This window comes from Gordonia prachuapensis (assembly GCF_036350515.1).
Taxonomy (GTDB): Bacteria; Actinomycetota; Actinomycetes; order Mycobacteriales; family Mycobacteriaceae; genus Gordonia; species Gordonia prachuapensis.
The window spans coordinates 89,013-104,779 of sequence record NZ_JAZDUE010000011.1; the positions used below are offsets into that span (position 1 = coordinate 89,013).

The following is a 15,767-nucleotide window of genomic DNA, read 5'->3' on the forward strand; positions in this document are numbered from 1 at the left end:
CTTCTCTGGTCACGCCAGGCGACGTTCTTCGTGTCCGGCCGACGTGCCGGAGTCGAAGTCGTGTGTGGTCCGGGGACGGCTATCGGCGTCGGAGGCCGAAGCGTCCTCCAACACTGCGGTGGCAATCGAGCACGCGGTGGTGACGAGTCGTCGGACCTGTGCCGCGATGACGTCGTTGGCGGGGTACCGCGACGACACGGTGATCCCGGTCGGGGTTCGCGCGATCCAGATGTACACCTCGGAATCGGAGCGCGCGGCCCCGCGCAAGGTGCGAGCCTCCCACTCCGGCCAGTCCTCGGCGCCCGGGACGGCCCGCAGGTCGAGGTACGAGATGACGAACTGGGGTACCGCATCGGTGTCCAGCAACTGCGCGACCCGGGGGAAGGGTAGTAGGGAAAGGCGTTTGGACTCGCGGATTCCGCCTGCGGCCGCTTCCAGCGCGTCGACGACGGTCTCCGCATGGGTGAGATCGACCTCGAGTGGTCCGAGCCCCACGAACCACCCGACCGATTCGACGAACTGGCGGTCGTGGCGGGTATGCATCGGCATGGCGGCGCGGAGTCGGTTCTCTCCGGTGAGATCCTGGTATGCGAGTGCAAGAGCCGCGATGATGGCGGTCTGTGTCGAGTGGCCTGTCGAACGGGACAGACGGTTGAGGGCGGTCACCTGTTCGTCGGTGGCGACATGTTGCGCCCAGCCGTCCTGCGCGGGCGCTTCCGAAGCGACCTCGTCTTCTCCCGATTGGGTTTCGACGGGTGCCAAACCGAACCGTGGGAAACCCCCTGCATCATCCAAGAACTCACGCCAACGCCGGACGCCCGGGTGATCGTCAGCGATTTCTGCCGCACTCATCCGATTGTGTGAACTGAAGTCGACATGGCTCCCGACCTCCGGCAACACAGGATCCAGGTACTGTTCCTCGCTGTCGTAGATCTGACGTAACTCGTTGACGGACAGTAGCATCGAGTAGGCGTCCATGATCGAGTGATCTGCGGCGAAGACGAGGTGGAAGCCGTCGGGGCCGGCGGAGGGATCGTCGGCGTGGGCGATCGTGGCCATCAGGCAATGGGGCCAGGCCAACGGGGTGAGTCGGCTGTCGAAGAGGTCGACGAGATGTTCTCGGATGCGCTCGGGACCGAACCGTCCGGCGCCGACCCTGCGAATGGATACCGACGACGGGTCGCATGAACGTCTGACGAACCGCGAGTCGTCCTCGGCATCCGGTACGTCCAGCGCCGCGGAGGTCCGTTCGCGTGAGACTGTCGTGCGGAACGCCTCGTGACGACGAATCCACTGGTGCAACGTACGGTGCATCGCGGCCGGGTCCAGTGGCCGGTCGATACGGAAAATCGCACCGAGCCAGGAGGTCTGGCGCAGATCATCGTGTGCGGCCGTGACTGCCCGATGCAGGTGATCTTCGTGTTCGTAGGTGATGCCCCGGGCATCGACCGGCCACCGGTCGGTGGACTGCTCCGACTCGGGTATCCAGGCGGTCACTTCCCCGCCGGGCAGCCGATAGTCGTGCAACTCGGTGAACTTCATTGGCGTGTATCCGCTTCCCACTGCCGCTGTTTGGATGCGCGTCGCGAGACGATCAGGTCGATCATCACTTGGTTCCAGCGCATTTCGGTCACACTGTGTGCCCGGGATGTCCGTGCTGTGGGGAGTCGGAACCCGCAACGTGCACAGCGGGTTCCAGATGGATGATAGGACGATTCCGCAGCCGGGCACACCACCGAACCCTCGTGTCGTTGATCACAATGATACGGTCGTACACATCTGGGTAACAGTTCGAAGTGCTTGCCGCTACGTAGTTTGTGCTAATCGCCCAACGATTTCACCGTGGATGCAGAGTTTCCGCTGTGTTAATCGATGCGATCGACGACGTCTCTGAACTGTCCGGTTGTGCAACGGAATCGGTCGTCAGCAGTGTTCTGGCAGCGGAATACGATTGTTAACAGCACATCTCGAGCTCTCCGCGGATCCGGTCGGTCCATCGGAATCGGTTCTCTGTTGACGTTGCGGACATTCGAACCGAGGCTAGGCTGAATACGTTGTCGACACGCGGGATGCCCAGGGGAGTGGTACTCGCGCCGACGACGGTCACGGGCGATGACGCCCTCGGGGGACTCGTAGGACAATGACCGAAGTGATTGCGCTCTACGCTGTTCCGACAATTCTGGCAGTGACGATTCTGGCAATGAACGAGCGCTATGGGGTGTGCTGATGTCCGATGCAGCGTTGGCGATCCACACGGAAGGTGTGACGAAGTCGTATGGCGCAACCAGAGCCGTCGACGGTGTCGATCTGCGCGTGCCTGCGGGAAGCGTCTACGCATTGCTCGGGACCAACGGCGCGGGAAAGACGACGACGGTGCGAATGTTGGCGACCTTGACCCGGCCCGATGCGGGGACGGCGGAGATCTTCGGCCTGGACGTCGTCCGGAACGCAGGGTCGGTTCGGTCGTTGATCGGCGTCACCGGCCAATACGCCTCGGTGGACGAGGATCTCACGGCTCACGAGAACCTGATGGTCTTCGCACGTCTGATCGGCTCGACCCGGCAGCGGGCGCGACGGCGCGCGGACGAACTGCTGGCCGAGTTCGGTCTGACCACCGTCGCCGGACGCGCCGTCCGGCATTTCTCCGGAGGCATGCGCAGACGCCTCGACCTCGCTGCGTCGATGATCACCCGTCCCCGTCTGCTCTTCCTCGACGAGCCGACGACCGGACTCGACCCGCGCACGCGGGTACAGATGTGGAACACGGTGCGGGACATGGTGAACGGTGGGACAACCGTGCTGCTGACCACTCAGTATCTCGAGGAGGCCGACCAGCTCGCGGATCACATCGCGGTGATGGATCGTGGGCGGGTGGTCGCCGACGGGTCCGCCGACGAACTGAAGGCCCGCGTCGGCGACATCTGCGTTCGACTCGATCTGTGTGACCCGGAACTCGCACCGCGTGCGGCGGCTGCCTGTCGATCCTTCACGCAGGAGGATGTCCTGATCGAGGGACCCGAACGCCGGGTGGTGGTTCCGGTGGCGAACCTGGACTCGTTGCCCGAGCTTCTCCTGCGCATGCGCGCACATGACATCGATCTGAACGCGGTCAATGTCGAGCGTCCGACCCTCGATGAGGTCTTCTTCGCGCTCACCGGCGAGACCGAGGCAGGCGCGGCGTGATCGTGGCGGTCGCATCGTCCGGGCGCGCACCGGATCTCCTCGACGTCGAACAGCGCCACGTGCGCAACCGGGTTCCGGTGCGCGCCGCCATCTCCCAGTCATTGACGATGGCCGGCCGCGGATTGCTCAAGATCAAGCACAATCCCCAGCAACTCTTCGACGTCATCGTCCTGCCGATCGTGTTCACGGTCATGTTCTCCACGATCTTCGGCGGAGCGATCGTCGGTGACGTCGCGACCTACCTCCCGCTGCTGATCCCCGGCGTCCTGGTCCAGGTCGCGGTGGCCGCGTCGGTCACCTGCGGGGTACAGCTACGCGAAGACCTCGATCGCGGTGTGTTCGACAGGTTCAAGTCCTTGCCGATAGCGCGGATCGCCCCCCTCGCAGGCGCCCTGCTCGCGAACGCGGTCCGGTATGTCGTGGCCACCGCGATCACGGTCGCGGTCGGCTTCGCCATGGGATACCGACCGGGCAGCCTCGTGGGACTGGCGATCGCATGCGTGCTCGTCGTCGTCGTGGCATTCACCCTGAGCTGGATCTTCGCCCTGATGGGAGTGCTGTTGGACAAGGCTTCCACCGTGCAGGGAGTGTCCATGCTGGTCCTCATGCCGCTGACCTTCGTCTCCAACGCCCTCGTGCCGATCGACACGATGCCGGGCTGGATTCAGGCCTGCGCCAACGCCAATCCGGTCTCTCACCTGGTGACCTCCGCCCGATCGCTGGCGGCCGATGGGGCCGCGGGCGTCGAGATCGGCTACACGCTGCTCGGGGCGGCAGGCATTCTCGCGATCTTTGTTCCGGTGACCCTGCGAACCTACATGCGAAGGACATGACGTGTATCAGACTCTGCCCGGTTCTCACGATGACGACGGTTCAGGCGAGGCCGGACCACCGACGCTGTCGGTGGTCGTTCCGGTCTACAACGAAGAGGACACCATCGGCGAGTGTCTGCGGCGGCTGACGTCGCAGACCGGCCGGGTGGCCGAGATCGTCGTGGTGGACAACAACTCCACGGACGCCACCACGAGCATCGTGGACGAGTTCGTCGCCGCTCACCCTGCAGTGCGGGTCATCCGGGAATCACGACAGGGGCTGGTGTACGCGCGGAACACGGGCATGGATGCTGCCACCGGCGACCTTGTTGCACGCATCGATGCCGACACACGTGTGGAACCGGACTGGGCGCAGACGATCATCGACTTCTTCGTGTCCGATATCGACGGGCACTGGTCTGCCCTGTGTGGTCGGGGGGAGGCCTATGGTGTTCCGCTGGCCGGGCGGTTCGACCGGTGGAAGATCTGGATCCACCCACTCGGTCGGCGGCGAGCGCATCGCACCGTCACCGAGATCCCGGTTCTGTACGGGTCCAACATGGTGCTGCGGCGGGACGTCTGGCGGAGCATCCGGCCCCGGGTGAGTATGCGGCGTGACATCTTCGAGGATGTCGACATCGGACTGTGCGTGTCCGAAGCCGGCGGCCGGAACGCCTTCCTGGCCTCCCTCACCGTCGGCGTGTCCGCCCGCCGGATGCGATCGGGGCTCCCCGCCTTCGTGACGTACATGAGCTTTCTGCCGAGGACGTTCGCGATTCACCGCCGATACGCGCTCACCGCCGGCTCGGCACTGGTCTATGTTCCCGCCCTGACCGCCATGCATGCGCTGCGACTGGCCGCAATCAGCCTCTACGACAGCGACACCGGCGCGTGGTCGCCGCCCGGTCGGCGACCACGCGTATCAGAACGAGTGCTCCCGTGACCTGCCCTCGACCACGCGTTCGGCGATGTCGGCGGCAGCCGCCACCGCCTCGCCCGGGCTGATCAGTTCACGCGCCAAGTGTGCCGCAGCACGTCGGGTCGGAACCGTCAGCGCTGCGGACAATGCGTCGACGAGCCGGGCCGGCTGCACCTGTGACATCGGAAGAGAGGTTCCCACATGCGAAGCCGTGACCGCGCGACCCCAGATCGGCTGGTCGGCACCGATCCACGTGATGACCGACGGAATGCCGGCGCGCAGGACTGCAGCAACCGTGCCCGCGCCACCGTGATGTACAGCCGCAGCGCAGCGCGGGAGGATCGCGTCGTGGTCCACGTGATCGACGACGTGAATCCGGTCGTCGGCAGCTCCCGCCATGAATCCGCTCCAGCCGCCGGCCACCAGCAACCGCACATCGAGATGCTCGGCGGCCACCTGTATCGCCGTCGCGAGAGCGTCGGGGTCCGCAGGAGCCATGCTGCCGAACCCGACGTAGACCGGCGGCGGTCCCGCGTCGATCCATCCGGCCACGTCGTCGGAACTGCTGTCACCCACGCCTTTCCGCAGACGGCCTGGCAGCGTGAAGAAGCCGACGAGAGGCCGCCGGGTACCCCACTCGTCGACGAGACCGGGAAACATTGCCGGATCGTACGCCTGGATCTCCGGAACACCGGTCGCGGCGATCTGATGGGCGAAAGGTGCTCGGGCGGGCGTGATCCCGAGATCATCGCAGAGCGTCTTCTCGGCCGATCGGCCCGCCAGCCACAGCGTCCACTCGAGCGCGCGCCAGCTCAGCCGTGCCAACGGCGGGGGTGGGTCGATGCCGAGATGGGCGAGCATCGAGGTGGACCCGTTGGTGCGGAGGGGGCAGAGATGCAGGGGAATGTGCGGGAGACCGCGCGCACGCGCGACGTTGTGGGCGCGTTCCTGCCCGACGCTCCCCGCGACGATCGCGTCGGCCGTGGTGCAGGCGTCGAGCAACTGCTGCTGCATCGTCCGGCCGCCGCGCACGGTGAGGTCGGCGACGGCGCGCAGCCGGGTCCGTGGGTTGCGCGACCGGAGATCGTTGCGAACGAGGTCGGAATCCAAGACGTCCTTGGTGTTTTCGCCATAGGAAATGGCGGTCAAGCCGGCGCCCTCAACGAACGCGGTCAGATTCGGTGGCACCATCATCGTCACCACGTGCCCACGGTCGACGAGTTCGCCACCCAGGGCCACCGCAGGCTGGACGTCACCCCGGCTGCCTCCGGCTGCCACCACGAATTCCATCGATCTTCCTCCGCTCGACTGGGGATCAGTTTATGCGGACGGGTGCACGCCGTCATGTCGAGGATCGGACAGCGGAAATGAGAATTGCGTTCGCTGTCAACGGAACTCGCGGAGACGTCCAACCGGCCATGGTGCTCGCCACCGCTCTGCTGGCGCGCGGCCACGAGGTCAGGTTCGGTGTCCCGCCGAATCTGGTTCCGTTCGCCGCCGACACGGGTCTCGATGTCCGTCCGATCGGGCTCGACACCCGAGTCCAGATGCAATCGGTGACCAGGGCGCGCGCCGCAGCGGGACGCAATCCAATCCGGCGACTTAGGGCCCTGGCCGATGTCCGTGATCTCGGCTGGAACGAGATCGTCGACGACACAGCGGAACTCATGCGAGATTGTGATGCCGTCGTGGTCGGTTTCACCACCGAGCAGGCAACCGCTGCCCAGGCGGAGCGACTCGGCATACCGATGATCTCGCTGCACCACGCACCCGTGCGCCCCAACGGGAGAGTCGGGCCGCTGCCGTCGGTGGGCACGCGGGGACCCGCGGCGATGCACCGCGCCCAATGGTCGCTGGTGAACGGTGTGTTCACCCTCGCGACCCGGGGTCGGGACGCCCGCCTCCGCGCGCAGCCGGGATGTTCGCCGGCCACCGGCTCGTGGTTGTCGCGGATCAACCGCACCCCCGGGATCGAGATCCAGGCATACGACCCCGTGTTCGCGCCCGCAGCGGATCGGCGCTGGCAGCGTGACTCCCGGTCGCGACCCCGTCCGGTCACCGGTTTCATCGACCTTCCCGACGAACTCCGACGCCGCATCGAACCCGAATCCGCGAATTCCGGCGGCGGGGACCTGCGCGCGTGGCTGCAGCAGGGTTCGCCCCCGCTCTACATCGGCTTCGGAAGCATGCCGATCCGGGATCCGGACACGGTGTTCGCCACTGCCCTCGAGGTCGGACGACGCGTCGGCCGCCGAATGCTCATCTGCATAGGGTGGAACCATCTGTCCGCTGACCTCCTCGCCGGGGCCGCGGCGGACGACGTGAAGGTCGTCGAAACTGCCGATCACGGGCTGTTCGCGGACTGTGCCGCCGTCATCCATCACGGCGGCGCGGGCACGACCGCCACAGCGTTGCGTGCCGGTGTCCCGTCGGTGATCTGCTGGTTCGGTTCCGACCAACCCTTCTGGGGCAACGAGCTCCAGAAGCTGGGCCTCGGCGTCTCGATGCCGTTTCGACGATTCGACGCCGAAAGACTGGAGGCAGCCGTGCACACCGCGCTCGAACCAGAAGTGCGCAGCCGCGCTGTCGCCTTCGCCGCAACATTGGTTCCCGGCGATCGTGCCGTCGCCCGCGCGGTGGCCGAGATCGAGTCGGCGACCGGCGGGATCGGCTCCCACCAGGAGGTGGCGGCATGAGCGAGGTGACAGCTGCTCCGGGGACCGGAACTCCGACGACGCGCGCGATGTCGCGAGCGGAAGCCCCGGAGGTTCCGGCGCGCCTCGCCGACGAGGACGCCACCTACTGGTTCCTGCACCGCGGACTGGGATGGTCGGTGGTTCTCCAACTGGTCTGGGTGTTCGACGGGCCGGTGCAGACCGCCACACTCACCGCGATGAACCGGGCGCTGTCGCGTGGTGTCCTACATCGGCACCTCATCCGGGCCGGGATTCCCGGCGCCCGTCCGCGATGGACACCCGCGGCGTCGCAGCCCGAGTTGGGCATCGACGACCGGACCATCTCCGCCGACCGGATCGATGAGTGGGCGGCGGACGAGATGGCCACCGTCGAACTCGACCCTGAGTCGGGCCGATGCTGGCGGATGCGCGTGGCGCGCTGCGATTCCGGCGACACCGCGATCTCGCTGTGTGCACTGCACCTGGTCGCCGATGGCCGCACGATGGTGCGGGCAGCGGCCGACGCGATGGCCCGCGCCGGGACGGCCGACCCGGACGTGTACCGGCGGGACGGTCACGACGGTCCGCCGCGGAGTCGTAGGCGGCACCGCGTCGACGACGTCATCGACGCCGCCCGCCAGGTTGGCAGGGCCGCAGCCGGTATCGTCCGGGCCATCAACTCCTCGAGGCAGCAGGACGATCCGGCGGCGCCGGGTGCCCTGGACCGTCCGGTTCGCGCCCCGATGGCGCAGCGGGCACCGCAGGCCCGGTGGGCGCGGGCAACGGCCGCGGTTCCCGCCCACGACTGGGATCGAGTCGCGGCCGAGTGCGGCGGCACCGCCAACAGCCTCTACATCGCAGTGGTCACCGGACTGCTCAGATCGAGCGGATACGCCCCGCTCGGGGACACCGTGAAGGTCGGCGTACCCGTCGACATCCGTTCCGGTGCCGACGACACCCGCGCCAACGCCACCGCCGGCGTGTCCATCATGCTGACCGACGACCCACTGCCTGCAGGCGACCTCGGCCCGATTCGTCGCGCGGGAAAGATGGCCTATCAACGACTCTCGGACGGTCGCCGCCCGGCGATGGCCCACCTGTATCCGCTCGTCTGGCTGTTGCCCGCGAACTGGGTGACGAAAGTCGTCACCGCCGGCTCCGGTATGCCGGACGCGGTGGTGTCCAATCTGGGCGATCTGCCACCAATGATGCTGGAGCTCGACGGATGCCGTGCCCGCCGAAGCCAGTTCCGCGGCGTGGCGCAGGGCGTCGACGCCGCCATGCCCCACCGATTCGGCGACGGTGTCCAGTCCTGGCTGGTGCGCACCCCGGATCGGGTGACGTTCTCGGTCTTCGGTTGTGATGAGGAGCGATTCGAATCCGACGAGCGACTTCGGAACCTTCTCGAACAGGAACTGTCCGCATGGTCTCTGCCGTACGAGGTGTGGTGAAACCGATGAGAATTCGCGAAACACAACAGGCCATTCCCCGGGTGACGGGCGCCGACGAGTCGTACCTGATGGCCGAAGAGCTTCTGGGGATGAGCGCTCCGATCCAGTACCTGTGGGTGTTCGAGGACGATCCAGGCCCCGAGGCGGTCGACGGTCTGCGGCACGCGTTGGCCACCGGATCGCTGCACCGGGCGGTGCGACGAACCCGCATCCCGGTGGCGCGGCACCGCTGGGTGGCCTCGACCGAGAAACCCGTGCCAACCCCGGGGGAGACGATCGATGACAGCGATATCGGAACCTGGGCCGACCGATGTCTGCGAGCCGCGGAACTGCGGCCGGTGGACGGACGGGGATGGCAGGTGGATTCGGCGATCACCGACACGGGCGGCCGGGTCGTGTCACTACTCGTCTCCCACATGATCACCGATGGCCAGGGGTTGTATCACGCACTGGCGGAAGCGCATTCCGGCCGATCGCGCATTCTTCCGGCCGCCGACACCGCCCGTGGCGGGCGCGCCCTCATGGCCGACGTGGTCGACGCCGCACGACAGCTCGCCGCGGCGGCGAGATCGCTGCGCATCCTCGCCGGTACGGCCATCCGCAATCGGGGCGGTGCACAGGGGAACACCATGCATCCACCGACTCCGACGCCGCCGAACGACGACGTCGCGGCGGACACGACGCTGGCCATCGTCGACGTCGACCGCCAGGTCTGGCACGACCGTGCCAGGGAGCATCAGGGGACGGCCAACGGACTGTTCACCGCGCTGCTGGGTGGGGTCGTGCAGCGTTCCGGATTCCCGGTCGGCGAGCAACTCCGGGTGTGCATCGCCGTCGACAACCGAGCCGACGAACTCGACGACCGGGCGAACGCCTCCGGAGGGGTCTGGATCCGGTTGTCGGAGCCGATCGAGCCGGGGATGGCTCTCGATGGAATTCGCGCCATGAGCAAGCAGGCGTTCGTCACCTACGCCGAGTCCGGGAGCGAACAGGCCGCGGACAACCTGCAACCCGTGGTGCGTTTGCTTCCGCGCCGGGTGATCGCACGGATGATGCGGACGATCCCCGGGCCGGACACCACGGTGTCCAATCTCGGGGTGGCACCATCGGACGTGCTCGAGCTCGGCGGCGTCACCGCGTCACGGTTCGGCATCCGCGCCATCATGCAGGGGGTCTCGGCGCAGCAGCGGCGCCGACAGGGCCCGGCGATCGCCGCCTGGGCGGTCGAGTACGGGGATCGGATCACGCTGACGTTCTTCGGTGTCGACCCCGATCACTTCGGCGACACCGATCTGTTGCGCAAACTGGTCGGTAACGAGTTGTCCGCCTGGCGCCTCGAGCACAGGTTCTGGTGAGGTGCTCGATGTCGGCGATCCGGGATTCATCGGCCCTGCACATCGCGATGATCCTGTACGGCAGTCGCGGCGACATCCAACCGGGGGTCTGTCTGGCACTCGAACTCCAGCGCCGTGGCCATCACGTCACCCTGCTCGCGCCGCCCGACTTCGTCGACCTCGCGACCAAGGCCGGAGTCGCCGCCGTCCGGCCGGTCGGGCTCGACGCCCACGCCGCCTGGACGTCTGACGCGGCCGCTGCGGCGCAACAGAGTCGGAATCCGCTGCGCAGGTGGAGGTTCGCACTCGAGACCGTCCGCGGTGGATTCGCCGCGTTCGATGACGACCTGGTCGGCGCACTCGTCGGCTCTTCGGCATCGGCGCGCCACGTCGACACGATCGTCGTCGCGCCACTGTGTCAGGACCGAGGCCTCGCGCTCGCCGAGCGGCTGGGTGCGGGACTGGTGGTGTTGCGCTACGGGCCGATGTCGGAGAACGGGATGATGGGCGCGATTCCCGGATTGTCGGATTCGCTGTCGCCGCACTGGAAGAGGCGGACGTGGCGGATCGCCGATCGGATCACGTGGACGGCGACCGGCTGGAACGAGAACAGGTTTCGTCGGCGACTGGGACTGCCGCGTGCACGGGCGCCGCTGCCGCGTCGGCTGAGCACGGCAGGCATTCCGCAGATCCAGGCCTATGACGAGGCTCTGATCCCCGGGCTCGCCGACGAATGGGGTGACGCGAAGCCCGTCGTCGGGTTCTTCGACCTGCCCACGTCGCGCCGGCGGGCGATGGGTGAGATCGATGGCCGCGACACCGAACTCGGACGGTGGCTGGCCGCCGGCGCGCCGCCACTGTTCATCACCTTCGGCAGCATGCCGCTGCGCGATCACGACAAGGTCATCGCCACCGTCCGCGCGGCAGCCCGCACCGCCGGTCTCCGCTGTCTGGTCGCCGGCCGCGAGCACCGGGGAGTCGGTCCCGACGACGATACGGTCTTCGTGTCCGGCCCGCTCGATCACGGCTCGGTCCTCCCGAAATGTGCTGCTGCGCTCCATCACGGCGGCGCGGGTACGACTGCCGCGACGCTTCGGGCCGGGCTGCCGACGTTCGTGTGTCCGATCACCGCCGATCAGCCGTTCTGGGGGCACCGCGTGCAGACCCTGGGAGTGGGCTGCAGCGTCCGGCTGTCCGCGCTCACGCCGGAGGCTCTGACCGCGGGATTGCGGACGCTGATGTCCGCGCCGGTGCGGGCGGCCGCCCGCGACGTCGCCGAACGGATGGTGGAGTCCGACAAGGCCGTTGCGGCAGCCGCCGACATCGTCGAGACGGGCGGACAGCGAGCGTGAGGGCCGTTACTGCGCGAGCATCTTGTTGACCGCCCGATTGAGGAAGTTCGGGATGAACTTGGCGGCGTTGCCGAGTACGAGGGTCTGGGTGCCGACCGCATAGCTGGTGCGGTGGAGCAGCTTGTCCTGACGGGTGGGATGCACCGACTCCCAGACCTTCTCGGCCACCTGCTCCGGTGTGATGCGCACACCGAGCGTCTTGGTGGTCTTGGCGTCGTTCATGGCCAACGCGGTCTTCGCCCACAGCGGCCAGATGCCGACGACCCGGATGTCGTCGTGTTCCCACTCCAGTTCCAGGGCTTCGGTCAGGCCCGCGACGAAGAACTTGGTCGCGCTGTAGGTGGCGATCCCGGGCTGACCGTAGATCGCCGAAGCCGACGCGATGTTCACCAGGTGCGCGCCCGGCGTCTTCCTCAGGTACGGATAGGCAGCCTGCGCGCCGAGTGCCACGCCCAGGGCGTCGATGTCGATCTGTCGGCGAACGGCCTCGGGGGAGATCTCGTGCAACGGTCCCTCGACCAGGATGCCCGCGTTGTTGTCCAGGACGTCCAGGGTTCCGCCGGTGTGCGAGGTGAAATCCGCCAGTGCGTCCGACCACTGTTCCGGGTCGCGGACGTCGAGCGTTCCGGTGATGAATCCGGGATGATTCGCCTTCACCTTGGCGAGCGCGTCGGCATCGACATCGTAGACACCGACCGTCCATCCCTCGCGCCCGAAGCGCTCCGCTGTGGCCAGCCCGATTCCTGCGGCCCCGCCGGTGATGAAGATCGATGACATGCTGCTCTCCTGCATTTGACCTGCGATTTTATGCCCCCTCAAGGAACTTACTGGCGAGTATATAACCAGAGCTGTTCACTTCGGGACGCCCCGATGCTATCGTGACAACACGCATTGTCATAACAGTGCGCGTTGTCATGAAAGAACAAGTGTTCACCGATGGCCTGGAGGGCTAGAGCCGATGACTGCAGCGATGGACCGGACATACGGCGAGAGTGCTCGCGCCGGCGCCGCTCACCCCGACAACGTGGTCAGCATGCGCGATCAGGGGACCGACGAGGTCTCCGAGCGACTGCTCGCCTCGGCGGCGCGGCTCTCCCGCAACGCGATGACCGAGATCGACTGGTCCGCCCCGATGGATCCCACCAAGTACGGGTGCAGCCCCGAATGGTCGTCGCTGTACGGCACCGCCTACTGGGATGAGCTCACCGAGGAGCAGCGGATCTCGGTGACCCGGCACGAGTTCGCGTCGATCATGAACATCGGCATCTGGTTCGAGATGATCCTGCAGGAGATGGTGATCCGCGATCAGTATCTCGGCGCCTACCACAGCCCGGAGTTCCAGTTCGCCCTCACCGAGGTCGCCGACGAGTGCCGCCACTCGATCATGTTCGCCAAGGCGTCCGAGAAGATGGTCGGTACCTCGTACAAGCCCACCAAGAAGGTCGGGCGGCTGGGCAAGCTGTTCAAGCGCACCGCCAAGAACGAGGTCGCCTATGCCGGCATCCTCGTCGCCGAGGAAGTGCTCGACGTGTTCCAACGCGGCTGCATGCGCGACGACCGGGTGCTGCCGTTCATCCGGACGGTCAACGAGATCCACGTCCTCGAGGAATCGCGGCACATGAAGTTCGCCCGCGAAGAGGTGCGCGAGTCGATGGACGGTGTCGGCTGGGCGCGGCGACAGTTCAGCGCTCTCTACGTTGCGCTGGGCGCCTACTTCATCGTCACCAGCCTGGTGCAGAAGCAGGCCTTCGCCGACGCCGGACTCGACGCCGACCGGGCGATGGCGCAGATGCGCTCCAACTCGCACTTCCAGTCCATGATCCGCAGCAGCTGCGCCCACCTCATGGAGTTCCTCGACGAGGTCGGTCTGTTGACTAAGCCGGCCATGTACTACTACCGGAAAGCGAACATGCTCTGATGTTCGTCATCACCCAATCCTGCTGCAGCGACGCGGCATGCGTGTCGGTGTGCCCGGTCAACTGCATCCATCCGACACCCGAGGAGCGTGGCTTCGGCAGTTCGGACATCCTGCACATCGACCCCGAGGCCTGCATCGATTGCGGTGCGTGTGCCGATGCGTGCCCGGTGGACGCGATCTATCCCGCCGACAAGCTGGGCACCCGCGACAAGGTGTTCATCGACATCAACGCGGACTATTACAAGAACAACCCGGACGTGACGTCGGGTTGGGACCCCGTGGACGACGCCGAGCGGCGCGACAGTGGACCATCGGTGACCTATCCCGACATTCCCAAACTTCCTGCCGGACTTCGTGTAGCGCTGGTCGGGACGGGTCCGTCGGGTGGATACGCCCTGCGCACCATCCTCGATCGCACCGAGGCATCGGTGACCGTCATCGACAAGCTCCCGACCCCGGGCGGTCTGGTCCGCGCCGGTGTCGCGCCGGATCATCCCGGCACCAAAGGGGTGCTGCGTGGTTTCGATCTGCTGTACCGCGACCCGCGGGTCACGATGGCCACCAACGTCGTCGTCGGCGAAGGCCCGAACGAGATCACGCCGGCCGAACTGGCCGAACACTTCGACGCGGTGTTCTACGCCGTGGGCGCCAACGAGTCACGCCGCCTGGGCATTCCGGGCGAGGACCTGCCCGGATCCACCTCCGCCACCGATCTCGTCGCCTGGTACAACGCGGTTCCGGGTGTCGACGAAGGGCCGCCGATCAGAGGCCGCAGCAGCGATGACCCGGCGACCGGTCGGGCCGTGATCGTCGGTACGGGCAATGTGGCGCTCGATGTCGCCCGCATCCTGGTCTCACCGCCGGATCTGCTGGCCACCACCGACATCGCCGACCGGGCACTGGACATCTTGCGTGAACAGAACGTCCACGAGGTCGTCCTCCTGGGCCGTCGCGGGCCGGAAACCGCGGCGTACACCGCAGCGGAGTACCGCGCACTGTCGGAGATCCCGGGCGTCGAGGTCGCGGTGTTCGACGGCTCGGATGGCGAGGTCCCCGACTTCGGGGCGCCGGCCGACCCCGCGAAGCGCCGGATCGTCTTCCTGTTCCACTCATCGCCCGAGGAGATCATCGGTACCACCAACGTCGAGTCGGTGGCGGTGCGGACCGGCGGGGACAACCACAAGATCGCGACCGACCTCATCGTGCGGTCCATCGGGTACCGCTCAACCCCCATCGCCGGACTCGCCTTCGACGACGAGCGCGGTGTCTTCCGGAACGACGACGGGCGGATGCTGGACGACGCCGGGTCTCTGGTGCCCGGTGGATACGTCCTGGGATGGGCCAAGCGTGGCCCGCGAGGCGGGATCGGCGCGAACAAGATGTGCGCACAACAGACCGTCGAGCACTTCCTCGACGACGCCGCGTCGGGCCGTCTGACACGCAGCGCGCGCCGACCCGGAGAATTCGCGTCGCTGCTGGCGCGCCGCACCCGGCACGTGATCGGGTACCGCGGAATGCGCGCGATCGATCGCCGGGAGCGGCGACTCGGGGCCGAGCAGGGCCGCCCGCGGGTGAAGTTCACCCAACTCGCCGACATGGTCGGCGCCGCCGGCCGCCGCAAACGCTGAACCATCACCGATCCGGGGAAATCGCAGCACACCCGTACGGATGGTGAGAGGCTGGGCGGCGCGACGACTCGGAGGGGGCAGTGTGGTCACATCATCCGGCGGTGGGGCGGCAGGCGGTGGAACGAGCGGACGGGAGAAACCGCTCTTCGCGCTGTTCATCGCTGCGTTCATCACCCAGAATGCGATCGCGCTCCCATACGTCAGGGAGAACGGACTGCGTTCGACCCAGGACTTCTTCGTCGGCGACATCCTGAAGACCACGCCGGGCCGATTCGCCCTGGTCGATCTGGGTTTCGTGAGCATCAGCTTCCACCTCTGGGCCTTCGCCGAGGCGCGTCGCCTCCGAATCGTGCCGTGGTGGATCGCGTCGTTCGTCCTGACATGCGGTGTCGGCATCGCGACTGCCATCCCGTTCTTCCTTCTGGTCCGGGATCGCGCGATCGCGGGGTGGTGATCAGCTCTCACTCGCAGCGCATGCGGAGTGAGGTCCTGACA

13 protein-coding genes are annotated in these 15,767 nt (G+C 66.9%); 10 read left to right on the plus strand and 3 right to left on the minus strand.

Features of this window, described 5'->3' with window-relative positions; translation table 11 throughout:
- Positions 1–9: 9 nt before the first annotated feature.
- On the minus strand, positions 10–1,542 hold the full coding sequence (locus V1Y59_RS14310; RefSeq protein ID WP_330505636.1) for a condensation domain-containing protein: 1,533 nt from the start codon (positions 1,540–1,542) through the stop codon (positions 10–12).
- Between the two features lie 684 nt (positions 1,543–2,226).
- On the opposite strand from V1Y59_RS14310, the gene V1Y59_RS14315 reads away from it, so the two are divergent.
- From V1Y59_RS14315 to V1Y59_RS14325, 3 genes are read left to right on the plus strand one after another with little or no spacing between them, the layout of a single operon-like run.
- Positions 2,227–3,183 (plus strand): ATP-binding cassette domain-containing protein, encoded by a 957-nt coding sequence (locus V1Y59_RS14315; RefSeq protein ID WP_330505637.1) that lies wholly within the window; start codon positions 2,227–2,229, stop codon positions 3,181–3,183.
- 59 nt (positions 3,184–3,242) lie between these two features.
- Positions 3,243–4,016 (plus strand): ABC transporter permease, encoded by a 774-nt coding sequence (locus V1Y59_RS14320; protein ID WP_330505728.1) that lies wholly within the window; start codon positions 3,243–3,245, stop codon positions 4,014–4,016.
- 1 nt (position 4,017) lies between these two features.
- A complete protein-coding gene (locus V1Y59_RS14325; protein WP_330505638.1) occupies positions 4,018–4,938 on the plus strand; it encodes a glycosyltransferase family 2 protein in 921 nt (306 codons plus the stop codon).
- Here V1Y59_RS14325 and V1Y59_RS14330 read toward each other — a convergent pair.
- Positions 4,918–6,204, minus strand: a complete 1,287-nt coding sequence (locus V1Y59_RS14330) for a glycosyltransferase (RefSeq protein ID WP_330505639.1) — start codon at positions 6,202–6,204, stop codon at positions 4,918–4,920. The two genes, V1Y59_RS14325 and V1Y59_RS14330, sit on opposite strands and share 21 nt — an antisense overlap.
- A gap of 77 nt (positions 6,205–6,281) precedes the next feature.
- On the opposite strand from V1Y59_RS14330, the gene V1Y59_RS14335 reads away from it, so the two are divergent.
- Genes V1Y59_RS14335 through V1Y59_RS14350 form a run of 4 tightly spaced genes read left to right on the plus strand, consistent with a single transcriptional unit; the run spans position 6,282 to position 11,726 of the window.
- A complete protein-coding gene (locus V1Y59_RS14335; RefSeq protein ID WP_330505640.1) occupies positions 6,282–7,610 on the plus strand; it encodes a glycosyltransferase in 1,329 nt (442 codons plus the stop codon).
- Complete coding sequence (locus V1Y59_RS14340; protein ID WP_330505641.1) at positions 7,607–9,040, plus strand: hypothetical protein; 1,434 nt, start codon at positions 7,607–7,609, stop codon at positions 9,038–9,040. Before V1Y59_RS14335 ends, V1Y59_RS14340 begins: the two co-directional genes overlap by 4 nt.
- Before the next feature lie 5 nt (positions 9,041–9,045).
- Entirely contained in the window at positions 9,046–10,395 is a 1,350-nt protein-coding gene (locus V1Y59_RS14345; protein WP_330505642.1) for a hypothetical protein, read from the plus strand.
- Positions 10,396–10,403: 8 nt separating this feature from the next.
- Entirely contained in the window at positions 10,404–11,726 is a 1,323-nt protein-coding gene (locus tag V1Y59_RS14350) for a glycosyltransferase (RefSeq protein WP_330505643.1), read from the plus strand.
- Positions 11,727–11,732: 6 nt separating this feature from the next.
- Here the strand turns inward: V1Y59_RS14350 and V1Y59_RS14355 are convergent, their stop codons facing one another.
- Entirely contained in the window at positions 11,733–12,503 is a 771-nt protein-coding gene (locus V1Y59_RS14355; RefSeq protein ID WP_330505644.1) for an SDR family oxidoreductase, read from the minus strand.
- Between the two features lie 181 nt (positions 12,504–12,684).
- Between V1Y59_RS14355 and V1Y59_RS14360 the strand changes: the two genes are divergently transcribed.
- From V1Y59_RS14360 to V1Y59_RS14370, 3 genes are all read left to right on the plus strand, one after another.
- Positions 12,685–13,644 (plus strand): AurF N-oxygenase family protein, encoded by a 960-nt coding sequence (locus V1Y59_RS14360; protein WP_330505645.1) that lies wholly within the window; start codon positions 12,685–12,687, stop codon positions 13,642–13,644.
- Positions 13,644–15,272, plus strand: a complete 1,629-nt coding sequence (locus V1Y59_RS14365) for a 4Fe-4S binding protein (RefSeq protein WP_330505646.1) — start codon at positions 13,644–13,646, stop codon at positions 15,270–15,272. Before V1Y59_RS14360 ends, V1Y59_RS14365 begins: the two co-directional genes overlap by 1 nt.
- Before the next feature lie 82 nt (positions 15,273–15,354).
- The gene (locus V1Y59_RS14370) at positions 15,355–15,726 is read left to right on the plus strand and encodes a DUF2834 domain-containing protein (protein WP_330505647.1); all 372 of its coding nucleotides are present in this window, start codon (positions 15,355–15,357) and stop codon (positions 15,724–15,726) included.
- Positions 15,727–15,767: the final 41 nt, after the last annotated feature.

Bases quoted from the DNA above. Each gene is read 5' to 3' on its own strand.
- V1Y59_RS14310 (WP_330505636.1), bottom strand. From the start codon at position 1,542: ATGAAGTTCACCGAGTTGCACGACTATCGGCTGCCCGGCGGGGAAGTG.
- V1Y59_RS14340 (WP_330505641.1), top strand. From the start codon at position 7,607: ATGAGCGAGGTGACAGCTGCTCCGGGGACCGGAACTCCGACGACGCGC.
- V1Y59_RS14330 (WP_330505639.1), bottom strand. From the start codon at position 6,204: ATGGAATTCGTGGTGGCAGCCGGAGGCAGCCGGGGTGACGTCCAGCCT.
- V1Y59_RS14365 (WP_330505646.1), top strand. From the start codon at position 13,644: ATGTTCGTCATCACCCAATCCTGCTGCAGCGACGCGGCATGCGTGTCG.
- V1Y59_RS14335 (WP_330505640.1), top strand. From the start codon at position 6,282: ATGAGAATTGCGTTCGCTGTCAACGGAACTCGCGGAGACGTCCAACCG.
- V1Y59_RS14315 (WP_330505637.1), top strand. From the start codon at position 2,227: ATGTCCGATGCAGCGTTGGCGATCCACACGGAAGGTGTGACGAAGTCG.
- V1Y59_RS14355 (WP_330505644.1), bottom strand. From the start codon at position 12,503: ATGTCATCGATCTTCATCACCGGCGGGGCCGCAGGAATCGGGCTGGCC.
- V1Y59_RS14360 (WP_330505645.1), top strand. From the start codon at position 12,685: ATGACTGCAGCGATGGACCGGACATACGGCGAGAGTGCTCGCGCCGGC.
- V1Y59_RS14350 (WP_330505643.1), top strand. From the start codon at position 10,404: ATGTCGGCGATCCGGGATTCATCGGCCCTGCACATCGCGATGATCCTG.
- V1Y59_RS14345 (WP_330505642.1), top strand. From the start codon at position 9,046: ATGAGAATTCGCGAAACACAACAGGCCATTCCCCGGGTGACGGGCGCC.